The 26,033-nt window shown below is 65.8% G+C and carries 26 protein-coding genes; 7 read left to right on the top strand and 19 right to left on the bottom strand.

Features of this window, described 5'->3' with window-relative positions:
* Positions 1-41: 41 nt before the first annotated feature.
* From era to ACO07H_RS06455, 17 genes are all read right to left on the bottom strand, one after another.
* Positions 42-980 carry a GTPase Era gene (era, locus tag ACO07H_RS06535; protein ID WP_422012340.1) on the bottom strand — a complete coding sequence of 313 codons (939 nt, stop codon included), beginning with the start codon at positions 978-980 and terminating at the stop codon, positions 42-44.
* On the bottom strand, positions 977-1,669 hold the full coding sequence (rnc, locus tag ACO07H_RS06530) for a ribonuclease III (protein ID WP_422012338.1): 693 nt from the start codon (positions 1,667-1,669) through the stop codon (positions 977-979). Before rnc ends, era begins: the two co-directional genes overlap by 4 nt.
* 28 nt (positions 1,670-1,697) lie before the next feature.
* Complete coding sequence (locus ACO07H_RS06525) at positions 1,698-2,078, bottom strand: DUF4845 domain-containing protein (RefSeq protein ID WP_422012336.1); 381 nt, start codon at positions 2,076-2,078, stop codon at positions 1,698-1,700.
* 3 nt (positions 2,079-2,081) lie between these two features.
* Positions 2,082-3,065, bottom strand: a complete 984-nt coding sequence (gene lepB, locus ACO07H_RS06520) for a signal peptidase I (RefSeq protein WP_422012334.1) — start codon at positions 3,063-3,065, stop codon at positions 2,082-2,084.
* A gap of 31 nt (positions 3,066-3,096) precedes the next feature.
* Complete coding sequence (gene lepA / locus ACO07H_RS06515) at positions 3,097-4,905, bottom strand: translation elongation factor 4 (protein WP_422012332.1); 1,809 nt, start codon at positions 4,903-4,905, stop codon at positions 3,097-3,099.
* A 516-nt stretch (positions 4,906-5,421) separates the two neighbouring features.
* Positions 5,422-6,882 (bottom strand): Do family serine endopeptidase, encoded by a 1,461-nt coding sequence (locus tag ACO07H_RS06510; protein ID WP_422012330.1) that lies wholly within the window; start codon positions 6,880-6,882, stop codon positions 5,422-5,424.
* A gap of 57 nt (positions 6,883-6,939) precedes the next feature.
* The gene (locus tag ACO07H_RS06505) at positions 6,940-7,479 is read right to left on the bottom strand and encodes a sigma-E factor negative regulatory protein (RefSeq protein WP_422012328.1); all 540 of its coding nucleotides are present in this window, start codon (positions 7,477-7,479) and stop codon (positions 6,940-6,942) included.
* Positions 7,480-7,484: 5 nt separating this feature from the next.
* On the bottom strand, positions 7,485-8,090 hold the full coding sequence (locus tag ACO07H_RS06500; protein ID WP_422012326.1) for a sigma-70 family RNA polymerase sigma factor: 606 nt from the start codon (positions 8,088-8,090) through the stop codon (positions 7,485-7,487).
* Positions 8,090-8,506 carry a hypothetical protein gene (locus tag ACO07H_RS06495; protein WP_422012325.1) on the bottom strand — a complete coding sequence of 139 codons (417 nt, stop codon included), beginning with the start codon at positions 8,504-8,506 and terminating at the stop codon, positions 8,090-8,092. Before ACO07H_RS06495 ends, ACO07H_RS06500 begins: the two co-directional genes overlap by 1 nt.
* 17 nt (positions 8,507-8,523) lie before the next feature.
* Complete coding sequence (fabF, locus tag ACO07H_RS06490) at positions 8,524-9,768, bottom strand: beta-ketoacyl-ACP synthase II (protein ID WP_422012323.1); 1,245 nt, start codon at positions 9,766-9,768, stop codon at positions 8,524-8,526.
* A gap of 42 nt (positions 9,769-9,810) precedes the next feature.
* Positions 9,811-10,050, bottom strand: coding sequence for an acyl carrier protein (gene acpP, locus ACO07H_RS06485; protein ID WP_056204266.1), 240 nt, complete (start codon positions 10,048-10,050; stop codon positions 9,811-9,813).
* A gap of 98 nt (positions 10,051-10,148) precedes the next feature.
* A complete protein-coding gene (gene fabG / locus ACO07H_RS06480; RefSeq protein WP_422012320.1) occupies positions 10,149-10,892 on the bottom strand; it encodes a 3-oxoacyl-ACP reductase FabG in 744 nt (247 codons plus the stop codon).
* Positions 10,893-10,897: 5 nt separating this feature from the next.
* The gene (gene fabD, locus ACO07H_RS06475; protein ID WP_422012318.1) at positions 10,898-11,842 is read right to left on the bottom strand and encodes an ACP S-malonyltransferase; all 945 of its coding nucleotides are present in this window, start codon (positions 11,840-11,842) and stop codon (positions 10,898-10,900) included.
* 62 nt (positions 11,843-11,904) lie between these two features.
* Complete coding sequence (locus tag ACO07H_RS06470; protein ID WP_422012314.1) at positions 11,905-12,903, bottom strand: beta-ketoacyl-ACP synthase III; 999 nt, start codon at positions 12,901-12,903, stop codon at positions 11,905-11,907.
* Complete coding sequence (plsX, locus tag ACO07H_RS06465) at positions 12,900-14,006, bottom strand: phosphate acyltransferase PlsX (RefSeq protein WP_422012312.1); 1,107 nt, start codon at positions 14,004-14,006, stop codon at positions 12,900-12,902. The genes ACO07H_RS06470 and plsX overlap by 4 nt, the downstream gene beginning before the upstream one ends.
* 130 nt (positions 14,007-14,136) lie before the next feature.
* Positions 14,137-14,322 (bottom strand): 50S ribosomal protein L32, encoded by a 186-nt coding sequence (gene rpmF, locus ACO07H_RS06460; protein ID WP_056876082.1) that lies wholly within the window; start codon positions 14,320-14,322, stop codon positions 14,137-14,139.
* A gap of 174 nt (positions 14,323-14,496) precedes the next feature.
* A complete protein-coding gene (locus ACO07H_RS06455; RefSeq protein ID WP_422012309.1) occupies positions 14,497-15,054 on the bottom strand; it encodes a YceD family protein in 558 nt (185 codons plus the stop codon).
* 32 nt (positions 15,055-15,086) lie between these two features.
* Between ACO07H_RS06455 and ACO07H_RS06450 the strand changes: the two genes are divergently transcribed.
* Positions 15,087-15,662 (top strand): Maf family nucleotide pyrophosphatase, encoded by a 576-nt coding sequence (locus tag ACO07H_RS06450; protein WP_422012307.1) that lies wholly within the window; start codon positions 15,087-15,089, stop codon positions 15,660-15,662.
* Entirely contained in the window at positions 15,659-16,435 is a 777-nt protein-coding gene (locus tag ACO07H_RS06445) for an SAM-dependent methyltransferase (RefSeq protein WP_422012305.1), read from the top strand. Before ACO07H_RS06450 ends, ACO07H_RS06445 begins: the two co-directional genes overlap by 4 nt.
* On the opposite strand, the gene ACO07H_RS06440 is transcribed toward ACO07H_RS06445, so the two are convergent.
* Both ACO07H_RS06440 and ACO07H_RS06435 read right to left on the bottom strand, forming a co-directional pair.
* Positions 16,432-17,913, bottom strand: a complete 1,482-nt coding sequence (locus tag ACO07H_RS06440; protein WP_422012303.1) for a DEAD/DEAH box helicase — start codon at positions 17,911-17,913, stop codon at positions 16,432-16,434. The two genes, ACO07H_RS06445 and ACO07H_RS06440, sit on opposite strands and share 4 nt — an antisense overlap.
* Positions 17,914-17,940: 27 nt before the next feature.
* Entirely contained in the window at positions 17,941-19,071 is a 1,131-nt protein-coding gene (locus tag ACO07H_RS06435; RefSeq protein WP_422012301.1) for an MraY family glycosyltransferase, read from the bottom strand.
* 260 nt (positions 19,072-19,331) lie between these two features.
* On the opposite strand from ACO07H_RS06435, the gene ACO07H_RS06430 reads away from it, so the two are divergent.
* Genes ACO07H_RS06430 through ACO07H_RS06410 form a run of 5 tightly spaced genes read left to right on the top strand, consistent with a single transcriptional unit; the run spans position 19,332 to position 25,975 of the window.
* Positions 19,332-21,188: an SLBB domain-containing protein gene (locus tag ACO07H_RS06430; RefSeq protein ID WP_422012299.1), complete on the top strand. Its 1,857-nt coding sequence runs from the start codon at positions 19,332-19,334 to the stop codon at positions 21,186-21,188.
* 29 nt (positions 21,189-21,217) lie between these two features.
* Entirely contained in the window at positions 21,218-22,333 is a 1,116-nt protein-coding gene (locus ACO07H_RS06425; RefSeq protein ID WP_422012297.1) for a lipopolysaccharide biosynthesis protein, read from the top strand.
* A gap of 25 nt (positions 22,334-22,358) precedes the next feature.
* Positions 22,359-23,807: a lipopolysaccharide biosynthesis protein gene (locus ACO07H_RS06420; protein WP_422012295.1), complete on the top strand. Its 1,449-nt coding sequence runs from the start codon at positions 22,359-22,361 to the stop codon at positions 23,805-23,807.
* A 20-nt stretch (positions 23,808-23,827) separates the two neighbouring features.
* A complete protein-coding gene (locus ACO07H_RS06415; protein ID WP_422012293.1) occupies positions 23,828-24,697 on the top strand; it encodes a glycosyltransferase family A protein in 870 nt (289 codons plus the stop codon).
* Positions 24,698-24,724: 27 nt separating this feature from the next.
* Positions 24,725-25,975 carry an O-antigen polymerase gene (locus ACO07H_RS06410; protein ID WP_422012291.1) on the top strand — a complete coding sequence of 417 codons (1,251 nt, stop codon included), beginning with the start codon at positions 24,725-24,727 and terminating at the stop codon, positions 25,973-25,975.
* Positions 25,976-26,033 lie beyond the last annotated feature (58 nt).

Below are 26,033 nucleotides of genomic sequence, written 5' to 3'. Positions count from 1 at the left end.
CTGGGGAGCGGCCCGGCGCTCGGCCCGACGGGGTCGTCATGTCACTCGTAGCCGTACGAGCGCAGATGCTCTTCGGTGTCCGCCCAGCCGGAACGCACCTTGACCCACAGCTCCAGGAACACGCGGCCGTCCATCAGGTGCTCCAGCTCCTGGCGCGACTCGGAGCCGATGCGCTTCAGGCGCTCGCCGCCCTGGCCGATGATCATGCCCTTGTGGGCGTCGCGCTCGACGACGATGCTGGCGCTGATGCGGCGCAACTGGCCCTCCTCCTCCCACTTGTCGATGATGACGGTGGAGGTGTAGGGCAGCTCGTCGCCGGTCAGGCGGAACAGCTTCTCGCGGATGATTTCGCTGGCGAGGAACTTCTCGCTGCGGTCGGTCAGCGCGTCTTCCTCGTAGAACCAGCCCTGCTCGGGCAGGTAGGGCTTGAGGATCTTGAAGAGGCGCGTCACGTCGGCCTCCTTCTTGGCCGACAGCGGCACGAACTCGCTGAAATTGCGACGCTCCTGCATGCCCTTGAGCCAGGGCGCCAGCTCCGCGCGGCGGTGCACGGCGTCGAGCTTGTTGGCGATCAGCACGACCGGCTTGTCCTCGGGCAGCAGGCTGAGCACCTTGGCGTCGTCCAGCCCGAAGCGGCCGGCCTCGACGACGAACAGCACCAGGTCCACGTCGGCCAGCACGCCGTGCACGGTGCGGTTCAGCGTGCGGTTCAGCGCGGCGTTGTGCTTGGTCTGGAAGCCCGGCGTGTCGACGAACACGAACTGTGCCTCCTCGACGGTGCGCACGCCGGTGATGCGGTGGCGCGTCGTCTGCGCCTTGTCGGAGGTGATGCTGACCTTCTGGCCGACCAGGGCGTTCAGCAGCGTGGACTTGCCGACGTTGGGCCGGCCGACGATGGCGATAAGGCCGCAACGTTGCAGGTTCGGCTGGGCGGGGCCGTCCGCTGGGGCGGCGGCGGGAGGAACTGCGTCGGTGGTCATGGTTTGCCTCGTTCGGCGGTGAGTCTGTCGAGCAGGCGGCGGGCGGCCTCCTGCTCGGCGGTGCGGCGGGAACGGCCTTCGCCCAGTTCGGCCACGTCCAGCGCGGGGACGGCGCATTCGACCTCGAAGGTCTGGGCGTGGGCCTGGCCGCGTGTCGCGACGATACGGTAACTGGGCACCGCGATGCGGCGGGCCTGCAGCCATTCCTGCAGCGCGGTCTTGGCGTCCTTGGCGAAATCGCCCACGCTGGTGGCCGTGGCGATGGTCTCGCCGAGCAGCCGGCGCACGATGGCGATGGCCGCGTCGTAGCCGGCGTCGATGTAGGCCGCGCCCAGCACGGCCTCGACGGCGTCTGCCAGGATGGACGGCCGCTGCGCGCCACCGCCGCGGGCCTCGCCGTCGGACATCTTCAGCACGGCGGGCAGGCCCAAGGCCAGCGCCAGCTTGTGCAGGCTGTCCTCGCGCACGAGGTGCGCGCGCACACGGGTCAGGTCGCCTTCGTCGGAGCCGGCATAGCGGTCGTAGAGCAGGCTGGAGACCGCCAGGCTCAGCACGGCGTCGCCCAGGAACTCGAGGCGCTCGTTGTGGTCGGCGCCGTAGCTGCGGTGCGTGAGGGCCCGTGCCAGCAACTCGGGCCGCTGGAAACGGTGGCCGAGGCGGCGTTGCAGGTCGTCCAGCGCAGCGCTCATCGTCGGGTGCATGGCGCTGGGGGCGCCGTCAACGAGACTTGCCCCGGTACTTGATCAACAGGTAGACCGGGCCGAAGAGATCGACTTCCTTGTCCCAGGCGAACTCGATGACGACCTTGTCGTTGTTGTCCTTGCTGATGACGAGGTCGCTGCTCTTGACGCTCTGGATGGAATATTCGACCTGAGTGGCCTTGTCGAAATCCTGGCGTACGGCGGGCACCGTGGCCGGGTTGGAGGCGGCGATCCGGTCCACCACCCGCTGCACCGTGTAGTACTCGAGCACGGTGGGGAAGACCTTCAGGCCGACCACGGCCGTGACCGCGATGAAGGCACCCCAGAACAGCAGGCCGAACAAGGTGATGCCGCGCTGGTGGCGCGGCGATGTGCGAAGGCGATGCTGGATGGGCATGCGTCAGTTGAAGAAAGTGCCGATGCGCTTGAGGTTACCGAAATTCATCCACACCAAGAAGGCCTTGCCGACGATGTTCTCGTCCGGCACGAAGCCCCAGAAGCGGGAGTCGCGCGAGTTGTCGCGGTTGTCGCCCAGCATGAAGTAGTGGCCGGCAGGCACCTTGCAGGTCACGCCTTCGACGGTGTAGCGGCAGTTCTCCTGAAAGGGGAAGGGACCGTCGGCCCGGTCGGGCCGGAAGAAACGCTGTGCGTCGGGCTCGACGAGGATCTGGTGCTCCTTGTCGCCCAGCTTCTCGAGGAAGCGGGGGCGGTAGACCCGGGGCATGCCGCTGTCATCGTAGAAGTTGTCCACCGGCTGGGTGGCGGCGAGCTGGCCGTTGACGTAGAGCTTCTGGTTGACGTAGCTCACCTCGTCGCCCGGGATGCCCGCGACGCGCTTGATGAAGTCGGTGCTCGGGTCCTCGGGGTAGCGGAAGACCATCACGTCGCCACGCTTGACGTCGTTGTTGGCGATGATCTTCTTGTTCAGCACCGGCAGCCGCACGCCGTAGTGGAACTTGTTGACGAGGATGAGGTCGCCCACCAGCAGCGTCGGCACCATGGAACCGGACGGGATCTTGAACGGCTCGAACAGGAAGCTGCGCAGCAGGAAGACGACCAGGATCACCGGGAACAGGCCGGCCGTCCAGTCCAGCCACCAGGGCTGCTGCAGGATCTGCTGGCGCGCCGGCTCGACGTCGCCATCGACACGCGAGATGCCCTGCGCGGCCAGGGCCTCGCGACGCTTGGCGTCGTTGGCCACCAGCGCCTGGGCCGCGGCGCGGCGCGCCGGTGCGAAGTGAAAACGTTCGGCCAGCCAGTACAGCATGGTCACGGCCGTCAGCACGAAGAGCAGCAGCGCGAAGTTGCCGTTCCAGCGGCCGACGTACCAGCCGCCCAGGTAGGCCACGAGGGCCGCGTACAAGAGTCCGGTCAGAGCGCTCATCAGGGAGGTTTTCAAGGCAGAAAGGGAGAGATCAGTCGTCGACCTGCAGGATGGCGAGGAAGGCTTCTTGGGGCACCTCGACCGAGCCGATCTGCTTCATGCGCTTCTTGCCGGCCTTTTGCTTTTCCAGCAGCTTGCGCTTGCGGGTGATGTCACCACCGTAGCATTTTGCCAGCACGTTCTTGCGTAGCGCCTTGATGTTCTCGCGGGCGATGATGTTGCCGCCAATGGCCGCCTGGATGGCCACGTCGTACATCTGGCGCGGGATGTGTTCGCGCATCTTGGCCGCCACGCCGCGGCCACGGAACTGGCTCTGCACGCGGTGCACGATGATGGACAGCGCATCGACACGGTCGCCGTTGATCAGGATGTCGACCTTCACCACATCCGACGCGCGGTACTCCTTGAACTCATAGTCCATCGACGCGTAGCCGCGCGACACGCTCTTGAGCTTGTCGAAGAAGTCCAGCACGATCTCCGCCAGCGGCATCTCGTAGGTCAGCATGACCTGCTTGCCGTGATAGGACATGTTCAGCTGGTTGCCGCGCTTCTGGTTGGCCAGCGTCATCACCGGGCCGACATAGTCCTGCGGCATGTACAGGTGCACGGTGACGATGGGCTCGCGGATTTCCTGGATCTGGCCGATCTCGGGCATCTTGCTCGGGTTCTCGACCTCGATCACCGAGCCGTCCCCTTGCACCACCTCGTAGACCACGCTGGGCGCGGTGGTGATCAGGTCCTGGTCGAACTCGCGCTCCAGGCGCTCCTGCACGATCTCCATGTGCAGCAGGCCGAGGAAGCCGCAGCGAAAGCCGAAGCCCAGCGCCTGGCTGACCTCGGGCTCGTAGCGCAGCGAGCTGTCGTTGAGCTTGAGCTTCTCCAGCGCGTCGCGCAGCTGGTCGTACTCGCTCGCTTCGGTCGGATACAGCCCGGCAAAGACCTGCGGCTGGATTTCCTTGAAGCCGGGCAGTGCCTCTTCGGCCGGACCGAGGTTGTTCGGCAGCTTCTTTTCCAGCGTGATGGTGTCGCCGACCTTGGCGGCCTGCAGTTCCTTGATGCCGGCGATGATGAAGCCCACCTCGCCCGCGTTCAGCGCCTCGCGTGACTCCGACTTGGGCGAGAACACGCCCAGGTTGTCGGCCGGGTAGACCGCGTTGGAGGCCATCATGCGGATGCGCTCGCCGCGGCGCAGCGTGCCATCCACCACGCGCACCAGCATCACCACGCCCACATAGGCGTCGTACCAGGAGTCGACGATCATCGCGCGCAGCGGCGCGTCGACCAGGCCCCTGGGCGGCGGCATGCGGGCGATCACCGCCTCGATGATGTCGTCGATGCCCATGCCGGTCTTGGCGCTGCACGGGATCGCATCGTCGGCATCGATGCCAATCACGTCCTCGATCTCGGCCTTGGCGTTGTCCGGGTCCGCGTTGGGCAGGTCCATCTTGTTGAGCACCGGCACGACCTCGACGCCCAGCTCCAACGCCGTGTAGCAGTTGGCCACCGTCTGCGCTTCGACACCTTGCGAAGCATCCACCACGAGCAGTGCGCCTTCGCAGGCCGACAGCGAACGGCTCACTTCATAAGAGAAGTCCACATGGCCCGGCGTGTCGATCAGGTTCAGGTTGTAGACCTTGCCGTCCCTGGCCTTGTACTGAAGCGCCGCGGTCTGCGCCTTGATCGTGATGCCGCGCTCGCGCTCGATGTCCATCGAGTCCAGCACCTGCGCTTCCATCTCGCGGTCGCTCAAGCCGCCGCAGCGCTGAATGATGCGATCAGCCAACGTGCTCTTGCCGTGGTCGATGTGGGCAATGATGGAGAAGTTGCGGATGTGGTTCATGAAGATCGTGGGCACGCGAGGCCGTGAGACGCAACGGCCAAGCCGTTGCTGCGCGAGCTCACATCGGTGCTCGATGTGAAGCCGCGGAGCGGCGTGCTGAAGCTAAAAAAAAGGCACGTCGAAGAGGTGACGCGCCTTCCAACAAATGTTTGGCAACTGCTTGTTGGGCTTTCATTGTAGCCAAAAGGGTCGGCCGGGAAACCGCACCAGCATTGGTTTTGCGGCCGTTGCGGGCTGCCAACAAGGAATTTTAACAACAGGTTATCCACAAGCCCCTGTGGATCACCTGTGGATCAAACCAGGACATCGCAGGTGAGCTGCCATTCAGTCGCCAGACACCGCTTTCCTGCGGTCGCCAAGCGCCCATTTTAGCGGCTGGCGTGAACAATCCGGCCGCGTCAGCGTAAGTTTGCAGGCGCCAACTTCCGTAAAAGGTGGACAACCTGGTCGGCTGCGTTGGTCGAGGCTTGCCGCATCGCGGAAAGCCCGACTCCGCAGCCGAGTCTTCGCGACCCGTCAGCGGGCCGGCTTCAGCAGCACGAAGCTGACCACGTCGTCGCGCTTCACCACCAGGTTGATGACCTTGGCCTTGTCGGCCTTGGCGATCTGGGCCTGGAAGGCCTTGACGGTGGCCACCTCGACGTTGTCCACGGACAGGATGAGGTCGCCCTCGCGCAGGCCGGCCCGTGCTGCGGCGCCGGTGGCGGCGTCCACCTTCACGCCGGACTTGAGCTTCATCTCCTTGCGCTGCGCCTCCGTCAGCTCGGACACCTTCAGGCCCAGCGCCGAACTCGGGCTGGCCGCGGGCGCGGACTCCGTCTCACTCGCACCGGCACGCTTGCTGCGCTCGTCTTCACCGACGGTGACGACCAGGTCCTTGTAGCTGCCGCGGCGGAACACCGTCAGCGTGGTCTTGGCGCCGGGCTTCACGGCCGCGATGAGGCGGCGCAGGTCGGCCGCCTTGTCCACGACCTTGCCGTCGACCTTGGTGATGACGTCGCCGCCTTCCACGCCGCCCTTCTCCGCCGGGCTGCCGGCCGTCACGTTGCGCACCACGGCACCGGACGCCTTGCCCAGGCCGATGGACTCGGCCACTTCCTTCGTGATGTCGTCAGGCAGCACACCCAGGAAACCGCGCACGACACGCCCGCCGGCACGCAACTGGTCGGCCACGCGCACGGCTTCGTCGATGGGGATCGCGAACGAGATGCCCATGTAGCCGCCGTTCTGGCTGTAGATCTGCGAGTTGATGCCGATGACCTCGCCGCGCATGTTCACCAGCGGGCCACCGGAGTTGCCGGGGTTGATGGCGACATCGGTCTGGATCAGCGGCAGCAGGTCGCCGGTGTCGCGCTGCTTGGCGCTGATGATGCCGGCCGTGACCGTGTTCTCCAGGCCGAACGGAGAGCCGATGGCCATGACCCACTCGCCGACGCGGGCCTTGGTGCTGTCGCCGACCTTCACGAACGGCAGGCCCGTGGCCTCGACCTTCACGACCGCCACGTCCGAGCGCGCATCGGCGCCGATGATCTTGGCCTTGAGCTCGCGCTTGTCGGTCAGCGTGACGATGACCTCGTCGGCGCCCTGCACGACGTGGGCATTGGTCATCACATAGCCGTCGGCGCTGAGCACGAAGCCCGAGCCGACACCGCGGCGCATCGGGCCGTCGTCGTCCGGCGTGCCGCCGCCGCGCGGTGCTCCGCGGCGCTGGTTGGGCACCGGGATGCCGAAGCGGCGCAGGAACTCCTGCATCTGCTCGTTCATCTCCGCCTGGCCCTCGGTCATCTTGACCTTCTCGGACGTGCGGATGTTGACGACGGCCGGGCCGACGCGCTCGACCAGTTCAGAGAAGTCCGGCAGGTCGCGCGGCTGCGCCACGGCGGGCGCCTGGCCCAGGGCCAGCGCCAGGGCCAGCGCGGTGCCGGTCAGCACCAGACGGGTGCGGGAAGAAGCAGGAACTTGGCTCTCAGCATGCATACGGGATTTCCAATGAAACGGAGAAGGACAAAGCAGATGAGGCGGCCACCGCCACCTTCAAGGCCGGGATGACGACGCCGCCGGCTCGGGCAGGCCCTGGGGCCACCCGGTGATCTCGGAGGGCGCGTCCACCGTCAGGGCCGCTTCGCGCAGGCCGCCGGGCGCGGGCATCGCACGGCCCGAGGCCGTCTGCGCAAAGCTGGCACCGGTCAGCGCCTGCGAGCGCGACGCTGACGCGGGCGTGAACGCGGCGACCTCTTGCGCCACCGGCGTCACCTGGAGCGTGCTGACGCCGACCGCCACGGCGACGAAGCCGGCGGCCACGGCGACAGGCGCCAACCAGTCCCGCCGCCGCGGCCGCACCACGGCGGGCGTTGGCAGGGCTGCATGCAAGGCGTCCAGCAGCGCCTGCGGCTCGCGGTGCAGCGCGGGCAGGTCGACCGACCGCAGGCCGTCGCCCACCGCGTGCCACGACGCCCAGCGCTCGCGCAGCGCCGGGTCGCGGTCCCAAGCGGCGTTCACACGCGCCCAATCGGCCGGCGTGGCGCGGCCGTCGGCCAGGGCCGACAGGGATTCGTTCAGCGCATCGTCGTTCATCGCATTCACCAACGTCGCCCTCCCCGGCCACCCAGCAGCGGACGCAGCCGTGCGGCCACGGCCTCACGCGCGCGGAAGATGCGCGATCGCACGGTGCCGGGCGGGCAGTCCATCAGTTCGCCAATCTCTTCATAGCTCAAGCCATCCACCTCCCGCAGCAGCAAAGCGCGACGCTGATCCTCGGCCAGGGCCTGCACCGCCTCGTCCAGTCCGCGGGCCAGCTGGCGGCTGGCGAGCAGGGCTTCCGGCGTCGCATCGTCGCTTGGATGAGGCGCCGTGCCGAAAGTTCCCTCGCCGTCCCCGTCCTCCCCCGGGTCCAGTGACTCGACGGGCCGCTGGCGCGCGAGGTGCCGCTTGGCGGCATTGATGGCGATGCGGTAGATCCAGGTGTAGAACGCACTCTCGCCGCGGAAGGCAGGCAACGCGCGGTAGGCGGCCAGGAAGGTCTCCTGGCACAGGTCGGCCACATCCTCGGGTGAGCGCACGCTGCGCGACAGCAGGCGCTCGACGCGCCGCTGGTACTTCAGCACCAGCATGTCGAAGGCCGCGCGGTTGCCCGCCTGCGCTTCGCGCACCAGCAGCGCGTCGGCGTCCCGGTCTTGGGCACTCATCATTGCACCGCGCCGCCGCGTGCGGCAAACAGCGTGGCGCGCAAGGCACCCCAGTGGGCTGGTTCGTGCCGGCGCGCCAGCGGCAGCCAGCGCGGGCCCGGGCTGGCACGCAGCAACAGCCAGGCGTCCAGGTCGATCAGCACGGCGAGCGTCACGGCGGTCTCGGCATCGCGGCCCGGCTCCAGCAGCCACCATGCCTGGCCATCCCAGCGCAGGCGGCGCGGCACCACGGCAGCTTCACGCCAGGCCCAGGTGGCCAGCACCGGCAGGAGCAGCAGCACAGGTCCGAACTGAGGTTGATGGCCGATCAGCCACGCGGCCACGCCACCGCCAGCCAGCAGGGCAATCACGACAGCGACGGCCTGCACGGCCGGCTGAGGCTGCAGATGCACGACGACCGGCGGCGTGCGTCGCATCGCCGGCGCCGGGGCCGTCAGACCCGCTTGAAGATCAGCGTGCCGTTGGTGCCGCCGAAACCGAAGTTGTTCTTCGCGGCGACGGCAATCTTCATCGGCCGCGCCTCGTTGGCGCAGTAGTCCAGGTCGCACTCGGGGTCCTGGTTGAAGATGTTGATCGTCGGCGGCGCGACCTGGTCGCGGATGGCCAGCGCCGTGAACACCGACTCGATGCCGCCCGCGCCGCCCAGCAGGTGGCCGGTCATGGACTTGGTCGAGCTGATGACCATGTGCCTGGCGTGATCGCCGAAGGCCAGCTTGATCGCGTTGGTCTCGTTCACGTCGCCCAGCGGCGTGGAGGTGCCGTGCGCGTTCATGTAGTCGACCTGGTCGGGGTTCAGCCCGGCGTTGCGCAGCGCCGCGCGCATGGAGCGCTTGGGGCCGTCGACGTTGGGCGCGGTCATGTGATAAGCGTCGGCGCCCATGCCGAAGCCCGACAGCTCGCAGTAGATCTTGGCGCCGCGCTTCTTGGCGTGTTCGTACTCTTCGAGCACCAGCACGCCCGCGCCCTCGCCCAGCACGAAACCGTCGCGGTCCTTGTCCCAGGGGCGGGACGCGGTCGCGGGGTCGTCGTTGCGGGTGGACAGCGCGCGTGCGGCAGCGAAACCGCCGATGCCCAGCGGCGAGACGGCGCCTTCGGCCCCGCCCGCGATCATCACGTCGGCATCGCCGTACTCGATGAGGCGGCCGGCCTCGCCGATCGCATGCAGGCCGGTGGTGCAGGCCGTGACGATGGCAAGGTTGGGGCCCTGGAAGCCGAACTGGATGGACACATGCCCGGAGATCATGTTGATGATCGAGGCCGGGATGAAGAACGGTGAGATGCGCCGCGGGCCGCGGTTCATCAGCTCGGCCTTGGTCTCCTCGATCAGCGGCAGGCCGCCGATGCCGGAACCGACGAGCACGCCGATGCGCTCGGCCTGCTCTTCGGTCAGTTGCTCACCCGTCGGCAGGCCCGCGTCGCGCACCGCCTGCATGGACGCCGCCAACCCGTAATGGATGAACTTGTCCATGTGCCGGGCTTCTTTGGCGGGGATGTAATCCTCGATGTTGAAGCCCTTGACCTCACCCGCGAAATGGCACGCCAGGTTGCTGGCGTCGAAGCGGGTGACGGTGGCGATGCCGGAGCGCCCGGCAAGGATGTTGGCCCAGCCTTCGGCAACGGTGTTGCCGACGGGACTGATGAGGCCAAGACCGGTGACGACTACACGGCGACGGGTCATGCGAAAAGGACGGGAAAGTGAGGGAGACAGGCCGGGAAGGCCTCAGGCCTTCTGGTGCTTGACGGCGTAGTCGATCGCCAACTGGACAGTGGTGATCTTTTCGGCTTCTTCGTCGGGGATCTCGATGCCGAACTCGTCTTCGAGGGCCATCACCAGTTCCACGGTGTCCAGAGAATCGGCGCCCAGGTCGGCCACGAAAGCCTTTTCGTTGGTGACGTCGGCTTCCGCCACGCCAAGTTGCTCGGCGATGATTTTCTTGACTCGTGCTTCGATATCGCTCATGACACTCCTCCAGGAGGGGTTTGCAGAAAACAGCCCGGCATTCTACGGGCACTAGAGTTGCGCCCCTAAGTCAGGGTGCGCGTGGGTTCGTCCGGCCGTCAGGCCATGTACATGCCGCCGTTGACGTGCAGCTCGCTGCCAGTGATGTAGGCCGCACCCGGCGAGGCCAGGAAGACGACGGCCGCGGCGATCTCGTCCACCGAGCCGAGACGCCCCAGCGGGATCTGCGCCAGCAGCGCGGCCTTGCTCGCCTCGGGCAGCACCTCGGTCATGTCGGTGGCAATGAAGCCCGGCGCAATGCAGTTGACCGTGATGTTGCGGCTGCCCAGCTCGCGGGCGAGAGACCGGGTCAGCCCGGCCACGCCGGCCTTGGCCGCCGCGTAGTTGGCCTGGCCGGCATTGCCGGACGCGCCCACCACGGAGGTGATGTTGACGATGCGGCCGGCGCGCTGCTTCATCATCGGCTTGGTGGCCGCGCGGGCGAGGCGGAAGACCGCCTTCAGGTTGGTGTCGATGACCGCGTCCCAGTCGTCGTCCTTCATGCGCATCGACAGCATGTCGCGCGTGATGCCGGCGTTGTTGACGAGCAGGTTCAGCGCGCCATCCTTGGCGACGATGTCGTCCACGGCGGCTTGCGCGGCGGCGCCGTCGGTCACGTTCAGCACGATGCCGCGGCCGCCATGCGCCGCCAGCGCCTCGGTGATGCCGGCCGCGCCGGGTTCGCTGGTGGCCGTGCCGATGACGCGCCAGCCGGCTTCAGCCAGGCGCAGCGCGATCGCGCGGCCGATGCCGCGGCTGGCGCCGGTGACGAGGGCCACGCCCTGGGAAACGGTTTCAGTCATGGCGCTCAGGCTCCCAGCAGCGTGCGGGCCTCGGCAAGCGAGGCGGGGTCGAAGATGCAGGCGGCCTGCAGGTCGGCATCGATGCGCTTGGCCATGCCGGTCAGCACCTTGCCCGGGCCGGCCTCGATGAGGTGGGTCACGCCACGGGCCTTGAGGGCCTGCACGACCTCGACCCAGCGCACGGGGCCGAAGGCCTGGCGATACAGCGCATCGCGCAGCGCCGCGTCGTTGTCGGTCACGGCCACGTCGATGTTGTTGATGACCGGGAAGGCGGCCGCCTGGAATCGCACGGTGGCCAGCTTCTCCTTCAGCCGCTCGGCCGCCGGCTTCATCAGGCTGGAGTGGAACGGCGCGGACACCGGCAGCGGCAGCGCGCGCTTGGCGCCTGCGGCCTTGAGGATCTCGGCCGCCTTCTCGGCGCCGGCCTTGCTGCCGGCGATGACCGTCTGCTTCGGGTCGTTGAAGTTCACGGCCTGGATGGCCTCGCCGGTCTCGGCGGCCGCCTGGGCGCAGCCGGCACGCACGGCGTCACCGTCCAGGCCCAGGATGGCGTACATCGCGCCGGTGCCCACCGGCACGGCCTCCTGCATCGCCTGCGCGCGAAAGCGCACCAGCGGCAGCGCGTCGGCCAGGCTCAGGCTGCCTGCGGCGACCAGCGCCGTGTACTCGCCCAGCGAATGGCCGGCGGCGGCCACGGGCACCGCGCCCGTCTCGGCGACGAAGGCGCGCCAGCAGGCGATGCCGGCCGTCAGCATGACGGGCTGGGTGTTGGTCGTCAGGTCGAGCAGGTCCTTGGGGCCGGCATGGATCAGCGCGGCAATGTCCTCGCCGAGCGCGGCGGAGGCTTCGTCCAGCGTGCGGCGGACCTCCACGTGGTCGCCCCAGGCGTCGAGCATGCCGACGGCCTGCGAGCCTTGGCCGGGGAAGACAACGGCGAAAGGTGCAGTCATGAGTTCAGTTCCAGGTCAGTGGCGGTCGGGGCCGGCCGATATGGCCGCACCGGGGTCGCCAGTCAGTACTTCAACAGGGCCGCGCCCCAGGTGAAGCCGCCACCCACGCCTTCGAGCATGACGGTGTCGCCCCGCTGGATGCGGCCGCTGCGCACGGCCACGTCCAGCGCCAGCGGCACGGAGGCGGCCGAGGTGTTGCCATGCTCGTCGACGGTGACGATGAGCTTGTTCAGGTCCAGCTTCAGCTTCTTGGCCGTGCCCTGCATGATGCGGATGTTGGCCTGGTGCGGAATCAGCCAATCAATGTCGGCCTCGGTCATGTCGGCCTTGTCCAGCACCGAGCGGGCCACCTTTTCCAGCACGCCGACGGCGAGCTTGAAGACGGCCTGACCGTCCATCTTCAGGAAGGGGCTGCCGATCACCTGGCCGCCCGCGACGGTGCCGGGCGTGCAGAGGATGTCGACATGGCGGGAGTCGGCATGCAGTTCGGTGGCGAGGAGGCCGGGCTCGGCGCTCGCGCCCAGCACGACGGCGCCGGCGCCGTCGCCGAACAGCACGCAGGTGGTGCGGTCCTTGAAGTCCAGGATGCGCGAGAATACCTCGGCGCCGACGATCAGCGCCTTGTGCGCCGCGCCGCTCTTGATCATGGCATCGGCCACGCTGAGCGCGTAGACGAAGCCGGAGCAGACCGCCTGCACGTCGAACGCGGCGCAGCCATGCACGCCCAGCTTCTTCTGCAGCAGGCAGGCCGTGGACGGGAACACCATGTCGGGCGTGGAGGTCGCGACGATGATGAGGTCGATCTCTTCGGCGGCGATGCCGGCAGCGTCGAGCGCGGCCTGCGCGGCCGGGAACGCCAGGTCGCTGGCGGCCTGGTCAGCGGCGGCGAAATGGCGCGCGCGGATGCCGGTGCGCTCGACGATCCAGTCGTCGGAGGTCTCGATGCCCTCGGCGGCGAGGCGCTCGGCCAGGGCCTGGTTGGTCACCCGGTCGGCGGGCAGGTAGCTGCCGGTACCGAGGATGCGGGAATGTCGGAGGGAAGTGTGGGCTGAAGGGCTCATGCGGCCTGCGCGGCGGTCGCCGCGTTGTCTCCTGCGTCGGTCGCCGCCGTGTTCGATGAGGCTTGCAGCGTGGCGACGATGCGGTCGTGGACCCGGTCAAGCAACCGGTTGCGGGCGGCATCATAAGCGCGCGCCAGCGCCTGCTCGAACGCGAACGCATCGGCCGAGCCGTGGCTCTTGAACACCAGGCCGCGCAAGCCCAGCAGCGCCGCGCCGTTGAAGCGGCGGTGATCCACACGGTGCTTGAAGCGGTTCAGCACGGGCCTGGCAAGCGCCCCCACCAGCATGCTCAGCCAGTCCCGGCTGAACTCGGCCTTGATGAAGGCGCCCATCATGCTGGCCAGGCCCTCGGACGACTTGAGCATGACATTGCCGACGAAACCATCGCAGACGACGATGTCCGTCGTGCCCTTGAAGATGTCGTTGCCCTCGACGTTGCCGAAGAACTTGAGCTGCCCGGCCGCGCCGGCGGCACGCAGCAGTTCGCCTGCCAGCTTGATCGTTTCGCTGCCCTTGATCGCTTCTTCGCCGATGTTGAGCAGCCCGACGCTGGGCTCCTCGATGCCGTCAACGGCTGAGACCAGCGCGCTGCCCATGACGGCGAACTGAAGCAGGTTCTCGGCCGAGGAATCGACGTTGGCGCCGAGGTCGAGCACTGTCGTGAAGCGACCGGTGGCGTTGGGCATCACCGCCGCGATGGCCGGGCGGTCGATGCCCTCCAGCGTCTTCAGCAGCACCTTGGCCACCGCCATCAGCGCCCCGGTGTTGCCGGCGGACACGCAGGCGTGCGCCCGGGGCGGATTGCCGTCGCGGTCGGCCTTGAGCTGCTGGATGGCCACACGCATCGACGAGTCGCGCTTGCGGCGCAGCGCCACCTCGATGGCGTCGTCCATCGTCACCACCTCGCTGGCCGCCACGATGTGGCAGCGGGGCCAGGCCGCAGCCGCGGTGAGCGCTTCGGGCTTGCCGACGAGGATGAGCTCGGCGCCCGGGTGCTTGTCGAGGAAGGCACGGCAGGCCGGCAGCGTCACCGAAGGGCCGTGGTCGCCGCCCATGCAGTCGACGGCAAGGCGGACAGGATCGGGCAGGGGCGCGTGGGTCATCGGGTCGAAAGCAGTTCAGAAAAGACCAAACCCGGCACTGCGCGGGACGCAGGCCGGGTCGGCAGATTCGTCGGTGCGCACCGCCGGGAGGCCGGGCGGAGCCTCAGGCCCACGACGGGCCCGATCAAGCTCAGGCCGCGTCGGCCTTGCTCTTCAGCACCTTGCGGCCACGGTAGAAGCCGGTGGGGCTGATGTGGTGACGCAGGTGCACTTCGCCGGTGGTCGGCTCGATGGCCGTGCCCGGGGTCACCAGGGCATTGTGCGAACGGTGCATGCCGCGCTTGGAAGGCGACTTCTTGTTTTGCTGAACGGCCATGAAATTCTCCTGACTCTGCGGAACTTGGGGACTGTCTTTGGGGCACGGCCCCGGGAAGCGAACAAAACGCTCGAGCTCCAGGCCGCAGAAAAGCCCATGAGTATAACGAGAAATGCGGCAAACGCCAACCGCTCCTGCATCCGTGAACTCCTGCAGCAAGCGCCGGCATGGCGATCAGCCGTCGCGCCGCTTCAGCGCCGACAGTGCCGCGAAAGGGTTCGGGCGCTCGTCCACGACCGGCTCTTCGGCGTCGGCGGCATGGGGCAGCGGCTCGGGGCAGACCTCGTGCCGTGGCACCAGCGGCAGCGCCAGCAGCAATTCGTCCTCGATCAGCTCGCGCGCATTGAGATGGCGCGGCAGCGCCAGCACGTCATCGTCGCTGTCCGCATCCAGCGCAGCGGCCTCTTCTTCGGTGCCGACGAAGCGGATCCAGCGGTCGACGTCGATGTGCTCCTGCACCGCCTTCAAGCAACGCTGGCAGGTCAGCGCGACCTGGGCCTCGGCCGTCACGTGCAGCCAGGTCTGCTCGGCGCCGCCCTTGGGCTGGCGCATCTCGCCGTGCAGGTGCCAATGCAGCGCCGGCCAGCTGCTGGCAGGCACTTCAGGCGCGGCGGCATCCGCCAGGCGCAGCAGCGACGCCGCCGGCCATTCGCCCGCCAGGTTGGCGCCGTCTCGGGCGAAGGCGGCAAGGTCGAGCTTCTCGGGAACGAATGCAAAGGCGCGCGGTTTCATGGCGCGAAGTTTAGGCGGGGGACAATGCTTTCATGCCCGCATTGATCCTTGCTTCGACGTCGCGCTACCGCCGGGACCTGCTGTCCCGGCTGCGCCTGCCCTTCGAGACCATCGCACCCCAAGTCGACGAAACCGCCCTGCCCGGCGAGGCGCCGGCCGCGCTGGCCGAACGGCTGGCGCTGGCCAAGGCACGCGCCGTCGCCGTGACGCACCCGGGCGCCATCGTCATCGGTTCTGACCAGGTGGCCGACCTGGCCGGCGAGGCCATGGGCAAGCCCGGCACGCATGAGGCGGCCGCAGCGCAGTTGCGCCGCATGAGCGGCCGGGAGGTGGTGTTCCAGACCGCCGTGGCCGTCGTCGCGCCCGGACTCGCGGCCATCGAACGCGCCGAGGTGCGCGTGCGCGTGCGTCAGCTCAGCGACGCGGAGATCGAGACCTACCTGCGTGCCGACACGCCTTACGACTGCGCCGGCAGCGCCAAGGTGGAAAGCCTGGGCATCGCGTTGCTTGAAGCGGTCGAGTCCGACGATCCGACCGCGCTGGTCGGGCTGCCGCTGATCCGCACCTGCGCGTTGCTGCGCCGCGCCGGCCTGGAGCCACTGGCATGAACGCAGGCCTCAAGAAAGGGCGGCTCATCCTGATGCCCAACACGCTGGACTTCGGCGTGGACGATTCGCTGGACCTGCGCGAGGTGCTGCCGCAGCGGGTCATCGAACAGGCCGCGCGGCTGACGCACTGGGCCGCCGAGAGCGCGAAGACGACGCGGGCGCTGCTCAAGCGCGTGGACGCCATCACGCCGTTGGCGCAGCCGCTGCAGGCCATCCAGATCGCCGAGCTGCCCCGGCCACCCAAGGGCGGACTCGGCGCGTCGGGCAACGACGACGCCGCCTGGCACGCGCTGCTCGAACCGGCCATGGACGGCCACGACCTGGGGCTGGTCTCGGAAGCCGGCCTGCCCGCCGTCGCCGACCCCGGCGCTCGACTGGTCTCGCTCGCCCACGAATCGGGCATCGAGGTGCTGCCGCTGTCCGGTCCCAGCGCGTTGCTGCTGGCGCTGGCGGCCAGCGGCCTCAACGGCCAGAGCTTCGCCTTCGTCGGTTACCTGCCCGTGGAGGCAGGCGCACGCATGGCCCGCATCCGCGAGCTGGAGGCCTTGTCGGCCAAGTCGCAGCAGACGCAGTTGCTGATCGAGACGCCCTACCGCAACGAGCCACTGCGCCAGGCGCTGCTGGCGACGCTGAAGCCGGCCACCCGGCTGTCGATCAGCGTCGGCCTGACGCTGCCGGGCGGCTGGACGCAGACCGCCACGGTGGCCGACTGGCGGGCCAACCGCGCCACGCTGCCCGACCGCATTCCGGCGGTCTTCTCGCTGCTGGCCTAGGACTCGACGGACGCGGGCTTCTTGGCGCCAAACAGCGCCGCGACCTGCTTCTTGGGCTTGATGTAGCTGGACAGCCCTTTGCTGACGCCTGCAGGCGCGCCCGCAGCCTTGCTCTTCTCCCACACCGGCGGCTCGTCACGCGCGCCGGCTTCGTAGGGCTTGTCGAAGAACGGATCACCCGACGGCGCCGGCGTGCGCATCGCCGGGCTGGTGGTGCGCGGCGGGCGTTCGCTGCGTTCGGCGCGGTCGGCACCCTCTTCGCGGCGGCGCGGCTCGAACCGCGGACGCTCACTTTCGAGCTCGAAGGCGTCGAGGTCGATCTTGCGCTTGATCAGCTTCTCGATGTCGGCCACGAGGCGGGCATCGGACTTGGTGACCAGCGTGACCGCCAGGCCCGACGCGCCGGCACGGCCCGTGCGCCCGATGCGGTGCACATAGTCTTCGGCATTGAAGGGCACGTCGAAGTTGAAGACGGCCGGCAGGTCGACGATGTCCAGGCCGCGCGCGGCCACGTCGGTGGCCACGAGCACGTCCACGTCACCGCGCTTGAATGCGTCGAGCGACTTCAGGCGCTCGTCCTGCGACTTGTCGCCATGCAAGGCCACGGTGCGCAGGCCGTCGCGCTCGAAAGCACGTGCCAGGCGCGCCACGCCCAGCTTCGAATTGCCGAACACGATGGCCTGGCGGATCGAGCGCTCCTTCAGGATTTGCCGGATGATGGCGCGCTTGTCGTCGTCGGCCGCGGCGATGAAACGCTGCTCCACCGTCGACGCCGTCTGGTTGGGCCGCGCCGTCTCGACAAGGATGGGGTCCTGCAGATAGCTCTGTGCCAGGCGCTTGATCTCGGGCGAGAAGGTCGCCGAGAACAGCAGTGTCTGGCGCGTCTTGGGCAGGTAGCTCAGGATGCGCTGCAGGTCCGGCAGGAAGCCGATGTCCAGCATGCGGTCGGCCTCGTCGAGCACGACGTACTCGACCTGGTTCAGCGCGCAGTTCTTGGCCTCGATGTGGTCCAGCAGCCGGCCGGGCGTGGCGATCAGCACCTCGACGCCCGCCTTCAGCGCGGCCGTCTGCGGCTTCATGTCCACGCCGCCGAAGACGACGACCGAGCGCAACTGCGTGTGCTTGGCGTACTTCTTGACGTTGTCGGCCACCTGGTCGGCCAGCTCGCGCGTCGGCGCCAGCACCAGCGCGCGCACCGGGTGGCGGGCCGGCGACACGCTCGCAGTCTCGTGCTTGAGCATGCGCTGCAGCAGCGGGATCGAGAACGCGGCCGTCTTGCCGGTGCCCGTCTGCGCCGCGCCCATCACGTCACGGCCCTCCAGCACGATCGGGATCGCCTTGGCCTGGATGGGTGTCATCGTCAGGTAGCCGGAATCGGCCACCGCGCGAAGCAGCTTGGGGTCCAGAGGAAGGGTGTCGAAGCGGGCCGGCGCGGCCTCTGCAGGCGCCACAGCGGCGGACTCGGGGGTTTCTTGCATCCGGCGATTATCCCGGATGAGGCCGCCCTACTCGGATCGGGCGGCCGGCGGCTGCGATTCAGCACGCGAATTGAGCACCATCCAGCGCGGCGTGCGAAAGCGCACGATGCGCCAGTACAGCAGCACGTAGCAGACGACGAACAGGCCGAGGATCATCTGCAACATCGTGGTGTCATCCCACCAGATCGTGGCCGGGACGACGGACAGGCTGCACAACACCCACAGGTAGGGCGCGGTCAGCGCGTTGCGGCGGGTCAGCACCGCCGCATCCTTGCTGCCGATGGCCCAGCGCATCAGACGGCGGTAGATGAGGCTGTGCAGGTGGATGCCGTCAGGCATCCCCACCGGCCGGCCCCGAACTACCTTGCGGCGGTACATGGAGAACACCGTTTCCAAGACCGGGTAAGCGCACAGCAGCAGCGGGAACATCGGCGAGACGTCGGGGTTGCGGACCAGTAGCAGGATCGCCAGTTCCGAAAGCATGAAGCCAAGGAAGTACGCACCGCCATCACCCAGGAAGATCAGCCCGAGTGGGTAGTTCCACATAAAGAAACCTAGCGCGGCGCCGATGACGGCGATCGCCATCGCCGCAACGAGTTGGTCTCCGGCCTGCAGGGACACATAGGCCAGACCCGCCAGCATGATTGCCGAGCACATGGAGGCGAGGCCGTTCATGCCGTCAATGATGTTGATCGAATTGGCAACCCCACTAACGACAAGCAACGCAAGCAGATAACCGCCGACTGTCGTCGCAGCGATCAGATCCAGTCCAGGAATTTCCGTCTGCTTGATCTGCGCGCCCAGTAGCCAGGCACCGAGCGCCGCAGCCAGCAGCGTCGCGAGCATGCGCCGCAGCGGGCTGACGCGCTTGGTTAGATCCTCAATGACGCCTGAAATGAATGCCGGCGTGGCGCATAGCAACAACAACCCCGCAGCACTGCGCATCGCCGGGTAGCGCCAAGCGAGTAGCGCCGTGCCGACCGCGAAACCGCAAAAAATAGCCAACCCACCGACGCGCGGCACCGGACGGGAGTGGAACTTCTGCGGGCCTGACAGGTCATGGTCGGAGGACAACGCACCGTGGAGGTGCGAGGAGCGAATAATGAGCAACGTCACGGCCGCAGCGACCGCAAAACTCAACGCAAGAATAGGGAGCATGAAACCAGGAAACTGTGGAGCGGACGGGCATGCACGGCAGGCAGTCCGCGCGTCAAATCCGAGGTGATGAGTGTAGCGAGACGCGTCAGGCCTGGTCGGTAGGCCGAGCCTGGGATACTCCCGCGATGGCTAGAATCTGTGCCAGTTTGCGCTCTCGTGGCTTCCCCGAGGTTTAGCGCCGCCCCTCAACTCCCGGCCCCTTCATGACTATTCTCGGCCCCAGGCGAACTTACCACTCATCGAACACAGCCTGGCAGCGCTTGACCCGCAGCGCACTGTTGGCGTTGAGCGCGGCCGTGCTGGCGAACTTGGCTGGAGTCGCCACAGCAGCCACCGAACCGCAAGAAACGGCTACCAACACAGGCCCGGTCAAGTTGGTGTCGCCCTCCAGATTGGCAAACGAGGCCGGTAACGATCAGCCGACCCAACCGCGCGGCCGAGAAGATCACGATCAGCTAAGCCCTGTGCAACGCCGGCTGCTGATGACCGACTTCGAACGCCAAGTACATCGCATCGCAGGCGAAGACTCAGACGTGCGCAGGTTTGGTGCAGACCTCCTGTCGCAGCGCAACTCCCCTCAAGGCGAAGCGTCCAGCCAGATTCCGCAAGACTACGTCATCAGCATTGGTGACGAATTGGTGGTCAATCTCTGGGGGTCCGTCGAAGCTGACCTGCGCCTGATCGTTGATCGCAGCGGTCGTATCACCATCCCTCGCGTGGGGCCAGTACTGGTGGCAGGGCTGCGCTACTCGGAGCTCAATACAGCGATCGATCAACGCGTGGCGCAGGTGTTTCGCAACTACCGCCTGAGCGCCTCGCTCGGCAGGCTACGCAGTATCCGCGTCTACGTGACCGGATTCACCCAGCGCCCAGGTGCTTACACGGTCAATAGCCTTTCGACCATCGTCAATGCGCTGATCCAGGCGGGCGGTCCTTCCGCCGCAGGCAGTTTTCGAAACATCGAACTGCGGCGTGGCAGCAAGCTCATAAGCCAGTTCGACATGTACGACCTGCTGCTGCGCGGCGACAAAAGCGCAGACCGTGTCTTGCAGGCTGATGACGTGGTTCACATCGGGCCGATCGGCTTGCAGGCAGCGCTGATCGGCAGCGTCAATCGCCAGGCGATCTTCGAACTCAAGCCAGGCGAGGTGGTCAACGACCTGTTGTTGATGGGTGGCGGGCTGAACGCGGTGGCCGACCGCACACGCTTGGCAGTTGAGAGTGTGGACACCCGCAATGACATCCGCATCGTTGAACTCGCCCTGCCGGCGCAGGGACGCACTGCTCTCAAAGTTGGCGACGTCGTGCGCGCATTCAACGCGATGGACAACCTGCTGCCCCAGCATAGACAGAACAAACGGATCAAGATCGAAGGCGAGGTTCAGCGGCCTGGCGAATACATCCTGCCGGCAAATAGCACGCTGACGGACGCGATCAGCGCCGCAGGAGGATTGACGGCCGGCGCATTCGTCTATGGCTCTGAATTCAGCCGCGAAAGCGTTCGTGTGACCCAGCAAGTGCAATATGAGCGCGCGCTTCGCGATATGGAAACCGAATTTGCTCGCGTCCAAGTGACGCAGAAAGCGGCGACGGCAGACGAAGCCAGCGCCCAAAACGCCAGGGCACAGAGTTCCAACCGTCTGATCGAACGCTTGCGTAACGTGCGTCCTACCGGCCGCATCGTGTTGCAGTTGCCCCCCACGGCGACCACCCTGCCGGAACTGGCGCTGGAGGATGGCGACAGGCTGACGATCCCGGCTCGCCCGACCACCGTGGGCGTGTTCGGTAGCGTGTTCAACGGCGGCAGCTTCGTGCTCAATCAAGGAGCGAGCATTGACGACATGCTCAAGCTTGCGGGCGGTCCGACGCGTGGTGCAGACAGCTCTGGCACCTTCGTCATTCGCGCCAATGGCAGCGTGGTCAGCGCCAAGCAGCAGTCCAGCGGCTGGATCAGCATGGGTACCGGCTTCTCGACGCTGGCAGCGCTACCTGGCGACACCATCTTCGTGCCCGAGGATCTGACCAAGACCACCTTCAGCCAGGAAGCCAAGGACTGGACGCAGATCCTCTACCAATTCGGTATTGGCGCTGCAGCTCTGAAGACTATTCGCAATTGATTTACGGCGTACCAAGCCCTCCAACATCTGTGTCACAAGACCTCACGCAAGTACCACCATCCGCCGTCACCTGGGAACGCGCTGGGCAGATCTTGTGGTCCAGCAAGTTCAAGCTGTTTGGGGGTTCGCTTGGCGCCGGAGTCATTGCTATCGGCCTCAGCTTCCTGATTCCTCCGACGTTCACGGCCAGGACTTCCCTCATCCTGCCGCAGCAGACGAGCAGCGCTTCGGCCGCACTGGCTTCGCTAGGTGCGCTGTCGGGCTTGGCCAGCGCAGCGGCCGGCATCCGGACGCCTGGTGATCAATATGTCTCCCTCCTGCAAAGCAGTTCCATCGGGATGCGCCTCGTCGAACGTTTCGAGCTGCAAAAGCTCTATGACGTCCAGTTCAAGACTGACGCGCTCAAGCGTCTGTCGCTCGCTTCGCGGATGAGCGCGGGGAAGAAGGACGGCGTCCTGATCATTGAAGTCGATGATCACGATCCGAAGCGCGCCGCGGACATGGCCAATGCCTACGTCAGCGAACTTCGCGAACTGACAGGGAGTCTGGCGATCACAGAAGCACAGCAGCGGCGCGTCTTCTTCGAATCGCAGGTCAAGACCGCTCGAGAAAAACTTCTCGCTGCACAGGCTGCGCTGCAAGCCTCGGGCTACAACCCCGGTGCCTTGCGTGCAGAACCCAAGGCGACTGCGGAAAGCTTCGCCAGGCTTCAGGCCGAGCTGACGGCGGCTGAAGTCCGCGCTCAGGCACTGCGCCAGCGCTTTGCCGAAGACACGCCCGAACTTCAAACACAGCTGAGCACCATTGCCGCCCTGCGCGCCCAGGTGTCGCGCGCCGAGACGCCCATCAGTGCATCGGACTCATCCTCCTACCTGTCCGCGTATCGCGAGTTCAAGTATCAAGAAGCCGTCTTCGAACTGTTCTCACGCCAATACGAGGCTGCCCGGCTGGACGAAGCGCGCGAGGGAACTCTGCTGCAAGTGGTCGACAAGGCTGAGCCTCCCGAACGCAAGAGCGCGCCCAAACGGGCCTACATCGGCGTGGGCACCACAATTGCAGCGTTCCTGATCCTGGCAGCGACGTTCCTGTGGCGCGCTCGCCGTCCGAGCGACGCTGTCGCCCAGTCCAGACTACCGGCAGCCTGAGTGCACCGCTTCGACTAGGCGTGCAGTGCTGCACCATACTCTCCAGTATCTGGCGGTACGTGTCGCCAATGGTCTGCTGGCCGTCGGAACCCTCAGCGTTTTTACCCACGTCCTGACGACGGAGCAGTTTGGCCGTTACTCGCTGGGTCTCGCCACAGCGAATGTGATTGCGAGTATCGGCTTCCAGTGGATCGCCATTGCCGCCAACCGCTTCCATGCCGGCAATGATGGGGATACGCGTGGCTTGAGGCGGGAGTTGCGGCGCCTGTGGCTGATTGCTGCTGCGATCATTGCTGCGCTTGGCGCCACCGCAGCAGGCCTGACGTCTTGGAGCCGTGCCGACGTGAGCGGCGCGACGATCACGCTGGTCACGCTCGCCGCTATTGCCATGGGGTTATTTAACCTTCAATTGCAGCTCGTCAATGCCGCAGGGAAACCACTGCAATACGGAAAGCTCACTGTCTCCCGAGCTGCCCTACTGCTCGGCCTGGGTTATGTGCTGACGCACCAGGGCGGTGCGCACGACGCCGTCCTGTTTGCACTGGGGGCCTCGGCCTTGGTTGCTACCACCAGTTTCGGAACCACATTCCTCGCTGTATCCGGATGGTCCTCAGATCCGGAGATACGCCGCAAACTGGTCCGCTTCGGTATGCCGCTGGCCTTGGTCTATGCCGCGACCATGACTATCGACATGGCCGACCGCCTTTTGCTCGGCGCCATCCATGGGTCTGCTGCAGTGGCCGGCTACAGCGCCGCTTACGACTTGGCGCAGCAGAGCCTCGGCGCCCTGCTGAACGTCTTCATGCTCGCCGGCTTCCCACAGGTGGTGGCAGCGTGGGAGCGCAACGGAGCACAAGGCGCGCGACTAGCCTTCCAGCCGATGATCAACGGCGTACTGCTGGTTGGCGGCGCGGCCACCAGCCTCTTCGTAGGTTGCGCGACCGAGGTGTCGCATCTGATCTTTAGCGATCACATCGCAGGCCAGGCCAAGCTCGTGCTGCCCTGGATCGCTGCCGCCACCGCTATCGGCGGCCTGCGGAACTACCTGTTCGATATCGCCCTGCAGCTCGAGCACCGCACGAACAGCCAGTTCACGATCACGCTGGTCATGGCCGCCACCAATATCCTGTTTGGCGTGCTGCTCATTCCTGAATATGAGGCTCGCGGCGCCGCATGGTCGGCCTTCGGCGCATTGACGCTAGGCGCGGCTTGCACCGCATGGACGACGCGGCATCTCGGCTTCTGGAAAAAGCTACCCGTCGAATTGGTCAAGATCATCGCCTGCGCCTGTGTCAGCATCGCCGGCGGCGAATATGTGACAGGCCAGTGGACGCTTCAGCCCTTGAACTCCGTATTGGCCCTGATCGTCAAGGGCAGCATGGTCATGATGCTCTTTGCTGCCTTGGCGCTGCTGCTCAATGCGGCCAACGCACGTAGAAGTATCACCCTGCTGATCCGCAGGGTTTCGCCATGAGCCTCAACGCCACTCCGCCCTTGTTCACGATCTTCACTCCAACCTTCAACCGCGCGCACACGCTGGGACGCGTCTATGCATCCCTGTGCGCGCAGACCCTGCAAGACTTTGAATGGCTGGTGGTCGACGATGGGTCAACCGACAACACCGCGAATCTGTTGGAGGCTTGGAAACAGCAGGGCTTGATTCAGCTGAGATATTCCGTGCAGGCCAATGGCGGCAAGCATCGCGCCTTCAATCGCGGCGTGCGCGAAGCTGCTGGGGAATTCTTCCTGACGCTCGACTCGGACGACAGTTGCGATCCCGACACTCTGCTAGCCTTGAATGACACATGGAAGGCAATCCCCGCTGAACTGCGGGACGATTTCTCCGGGGTCAGTTGTCTGTGCCGATCAGAATCCGGCATTGTGCTTGAAGGCGCCTTGCCTCACAGTCATATCGATGGGCACCCGTTTGCGGTGCTAGCCGAACTTGGCAGAACGGCTGAGATGTGGGGATTCCATCGCACCGAGATTTTAAAGTCCCATCCATTTCCGGAATTCCAGGGGGAACGATTTTGCCCCGAAGGCCTGATCTGGAATCGTCTCGCACGCCGCTATCAATCGCGCTTCATCAATCGTGCGCTCCGTGTTTACCATGACACCAAGGACAACTTGAGCAGTCGCGCAACCTTCCTGCGTCACCAAAGCCCTTTAGGCACCAGTCTGTACTACGCGGAAATGCTCCTCTTGCCACTGCCCCTTATATTGCGCTTGCGCGCTGCCATGAACTACTGGCGATTCACACGCACGCGCTGGCCGCTGCCTACACATCCGCCACGCGCGATACTGTGGGCAAGCGCAGTGCTTGGCCGTCTTCTGCGCATCAGAGACAGTCTGACGACCGGCTGACCGATTGACCCGTCACAGCGAAAATACATGGCGGTCACCCTAGTATTCGGGCTTCTTTTTCTTTCGCTCGGCCTGACCGCCTGGCGAATGACGCATGACGCCCTGCACCCGGCTGCTTGGATGCCGCTGACTTGGGGCGTTGTGCTGGTCGGCATTGGAAGCGCAGACGGGCTGGGCTATTTGCAGGCCGATATTGCCGCGTGTGCAACTTTTGCGGCTGGTATAACGTGCTTCATTGCTGGCGCCATATTCAGCACGCGCGTGACCGATAACTTTAGCTACTTCACCAGCAGCGAAATTAATTACAAACGCCTGACCATAGCCGTCCTGCTGCTCCATGCGGTCATGCTGCCGCTCTGGTGGCAGGAAATCAATCAGATTGCTGGTGAAACTGAGGATCTGGCCGCCCTGGCATTTCAGCTGCGCGTGCTGTCCGTCAGCCAAGGAGAAACGGTAGGGCCGCTCGTGGGCAATTATCTAGTGCTCGGCTTCATCGTTTCACCGCTGCTGGCGCTGGGGACCGCGCGTGGCAGATTACCCCTCATCTTGTATCTCACCCCGACTCTGATCTGGATCGGCACCAACCTGCTGACCAATGGGCGCTCGGCACTTGTTCAGCTGATCATTGCTCTCGTTTATATTCGGCTGCGCTACGGCAAAAAACTGAATAGCTCGACTCTTATCGGCATTGTAATACTGTTCATCACCATTTTCAGTGCTGGCGCGATCCTGGTGTCCAAAGGGGATGTCAGTGAGGACAGTGAAGCTGATGAAATCGCGTCTGCGGTTACAACAAATCTGCTGGACTACACATTGCAAGGTCCGATTTTATTCTCGCGCTACATGGACGCACCAGAGCGCCTCAACCCCAGCTGGGATGCCTTGGTGTTCCCGTGCACCCTTGCATCAAAACTCGATCTATGCAAAGCAGGACCGCTGCACCAGGAATTTCTCGAATTCACCCACGACGGCCGCATAGGCAACGTGTATACAGTATTTTTTTCGATTTTTCCAAAATATGGATGGGCGGGACTGATATTGCTAATGGCGCTCTATGGCGCCTGGGCGACATTTCACCACAAAAAAGCCCAAAACCCGCGCTCCCTCATACACATCCTGCTTGCCAGCTACCTGTTTTCCGCCATCGTACTTTCGATATTTTCTGATCTCTTCCTGCCCAGTCTTTATTTCTTCATAAAGACCTGCCTCGTTTGCCTTTTCATTCAACATGCCTTTCCAGCCAAATCGCGTATTGACGGCGCTCACGCAAGGCCCTGAAGTTCCCAGTTCGCGGTTTCGGTGGAAGCAATTCGTGCCAGCACTGGCGCATGACGGG

The sequence above is a fragment of the Roseateles sp. genome (assembly GCF_965229315.1).
Classification (GTDB): domain Bacteria; phylum Pseudomonadota; class Gammaproteobacteria; order Burkholderiales; family Burkholderiaceae_C; genus Pelomonas.
The sequence above is the reverse complement of the archived record's forward strand: the minus strand, read 5'-3'. Positions and strand labels throughout refer to the sequence as shown.

Excerpts from the sequence above, each read along its gene's own strand:
- era (WP_422012340.1), bottom strand. The coding sequence starts at position 980 with ATGACCACCGACGCAGTTCCTCCCGCCGCCGCCCCAGCGGACGGCCCC.
- rnc (WP_422012338.1), bottom strand. The coding sequence starts at position 1,669 with ATGAGCGCTGCGCTGGACGACCTGCAACGCCGCCTCGGCCACCGTTTC.
- ACO07H_RS06525 (WP_422012336.1), bottom strand. The coding sequence starts at position 2,078 with ATGCCCATCCAGCATCGCCTTCGCACATCGCCGCGCCACCAGCGCGGC.
- lepB (WP_422012334.1), bottom strand. The coding sequence starts at position 3,065 with ATGAGCGCTCTGACCGGACTCTTGTACGCGGCCCTCGTGGCCTACCTG.
- lepA (WP_422012332.1), bottom strand. The coding sequence starts at position 4,905 with ATGAACCACATCCGCAACTTCTCCATCATTGCCCACATCGACCACGGC.
- ACO07H_RS06510 (WP_422012330.1), bottom strand. The coding sequence starts at position 6,882 with ATGCATGCTGAGAGCCAAGTTCCTGCTTCTTCCCGCACCCGTCTGGTG.
- ACO07H_RS06505 (WP_422012328.1), bottom strand. The coding sequence starts at position 7,479 with ATGAACGACGATGCGCTGAACGAATCCCTGTCGGCCCTGGCCGACGGC.
- ACO07H_RS06500 (WP_422012326.1), bottom strand. The coding sequence starts at position 8,090 with ATGAGTGCCCAAGACCGGGACGCCGACGCGCTGCTGGTGCGCGAAGCG.
- ACO07H_RS06495 (WP_422012325.1), bottom strand. The coding sequence starts at position 8,506 with ATGCGACGCACGCCGCCGGTCGTCGTGCATCTGCAGCCTCAGCCGGCC.
- fabF (WP_422012323.1), bottom strand. The coding sequence starts at position 9,768 with ATGACCCGTCGCCGTGTAGTCGTCACCGGTCTTGGCCTCATCAGTCCC.
- acpP (WP_056204266.1), bottom strand. The coding sequence starts at position 10,050 with ATGAGCGATATCGAAGCACGAGTCAAGAAAATCATCGCCGAGCAACTT.
- fabG (WP_422012320.1), bottom strand. The coding sequence starts at position 10,892 with ATGACTGAAACCGTTTCCCAGGGCGTGGCCCTCGTCACCGGCGCCAGC.
- fabD (WP_422012318.1), bottom strand. The coding sequence starts at position 11,842 with ATGACTGCACCTTTCGCCGTTGTCTTCCCCGGCCAAGGCTCGCAGGCC.
- ACO07H_RS06470 (WP_422012314.1), bottom strand. The coding sequence starts at position 12,903 with ATGAGCCCTTCAGCCCACACTTCCCTCCGACATTCCCGCATCCTCGGT.
- plsX (WP_422012312.1), bottom strand. The coding sequence starts at position 14,006 with ATGACCCACGCGCCCCTGCCCGATCCTGTCCGCCTTGCCGTCGACTGC.
- rpmF (WP_056876082.1), bottom strand. The coding sequence starts at position 14,322 with ATGGCCGTTCAGCAAAACAAGAAGTCGCCTTCCAAGCGCGGCATGCAC.
- ACO07H_RS06455 (WP_422012309.1), bottom strand. The coding sequence starts at position 15,054 with ATGAAACCGCGCGCCTTTGCATTCGTTCCCGAGAAGCTCGACCTTGCC.
- ACO07H_RS06450 (WP_422012307.1), top strand. The coding sequence starts at position 15,087 with ATGCCCGCATTGATCCTTGCTTCGACGTCGCGCTACCGCCGGGACCTG.
- ACO07H_RS06445 (WP_422012305.1), top strand. The coding sequence starts at position 15,659 with ATGAACGCAGGCCTCAAGAAAGGGCGGCTCATCCTGATGCCCAACACG.
- ACO07H_RS06440 (WP_422012303.1), bottom strand. The coding sequence starts at position 17,913 with ATGCAAGAAACCCCCGAGTCCGCCGCTGTGGCGCCTGCAGAGGCCGCG.
- ACO07H_RS06435 (WP_422012301.1), bottom strand. The coding sequence starts at position 19,071 with ATGCTCCCTATTCTTGCGTTGAGTTTTGCGGTCGCTGCGGCCGTGACG.
- ACO07H_RS06410 (WP_422012291.1), top strand. The coding sequence starts at position 24,725 with ATGGCGGTCACCCTAGTATTCGGGCTTCTTTTTCTTTCGCTCGGCCTG.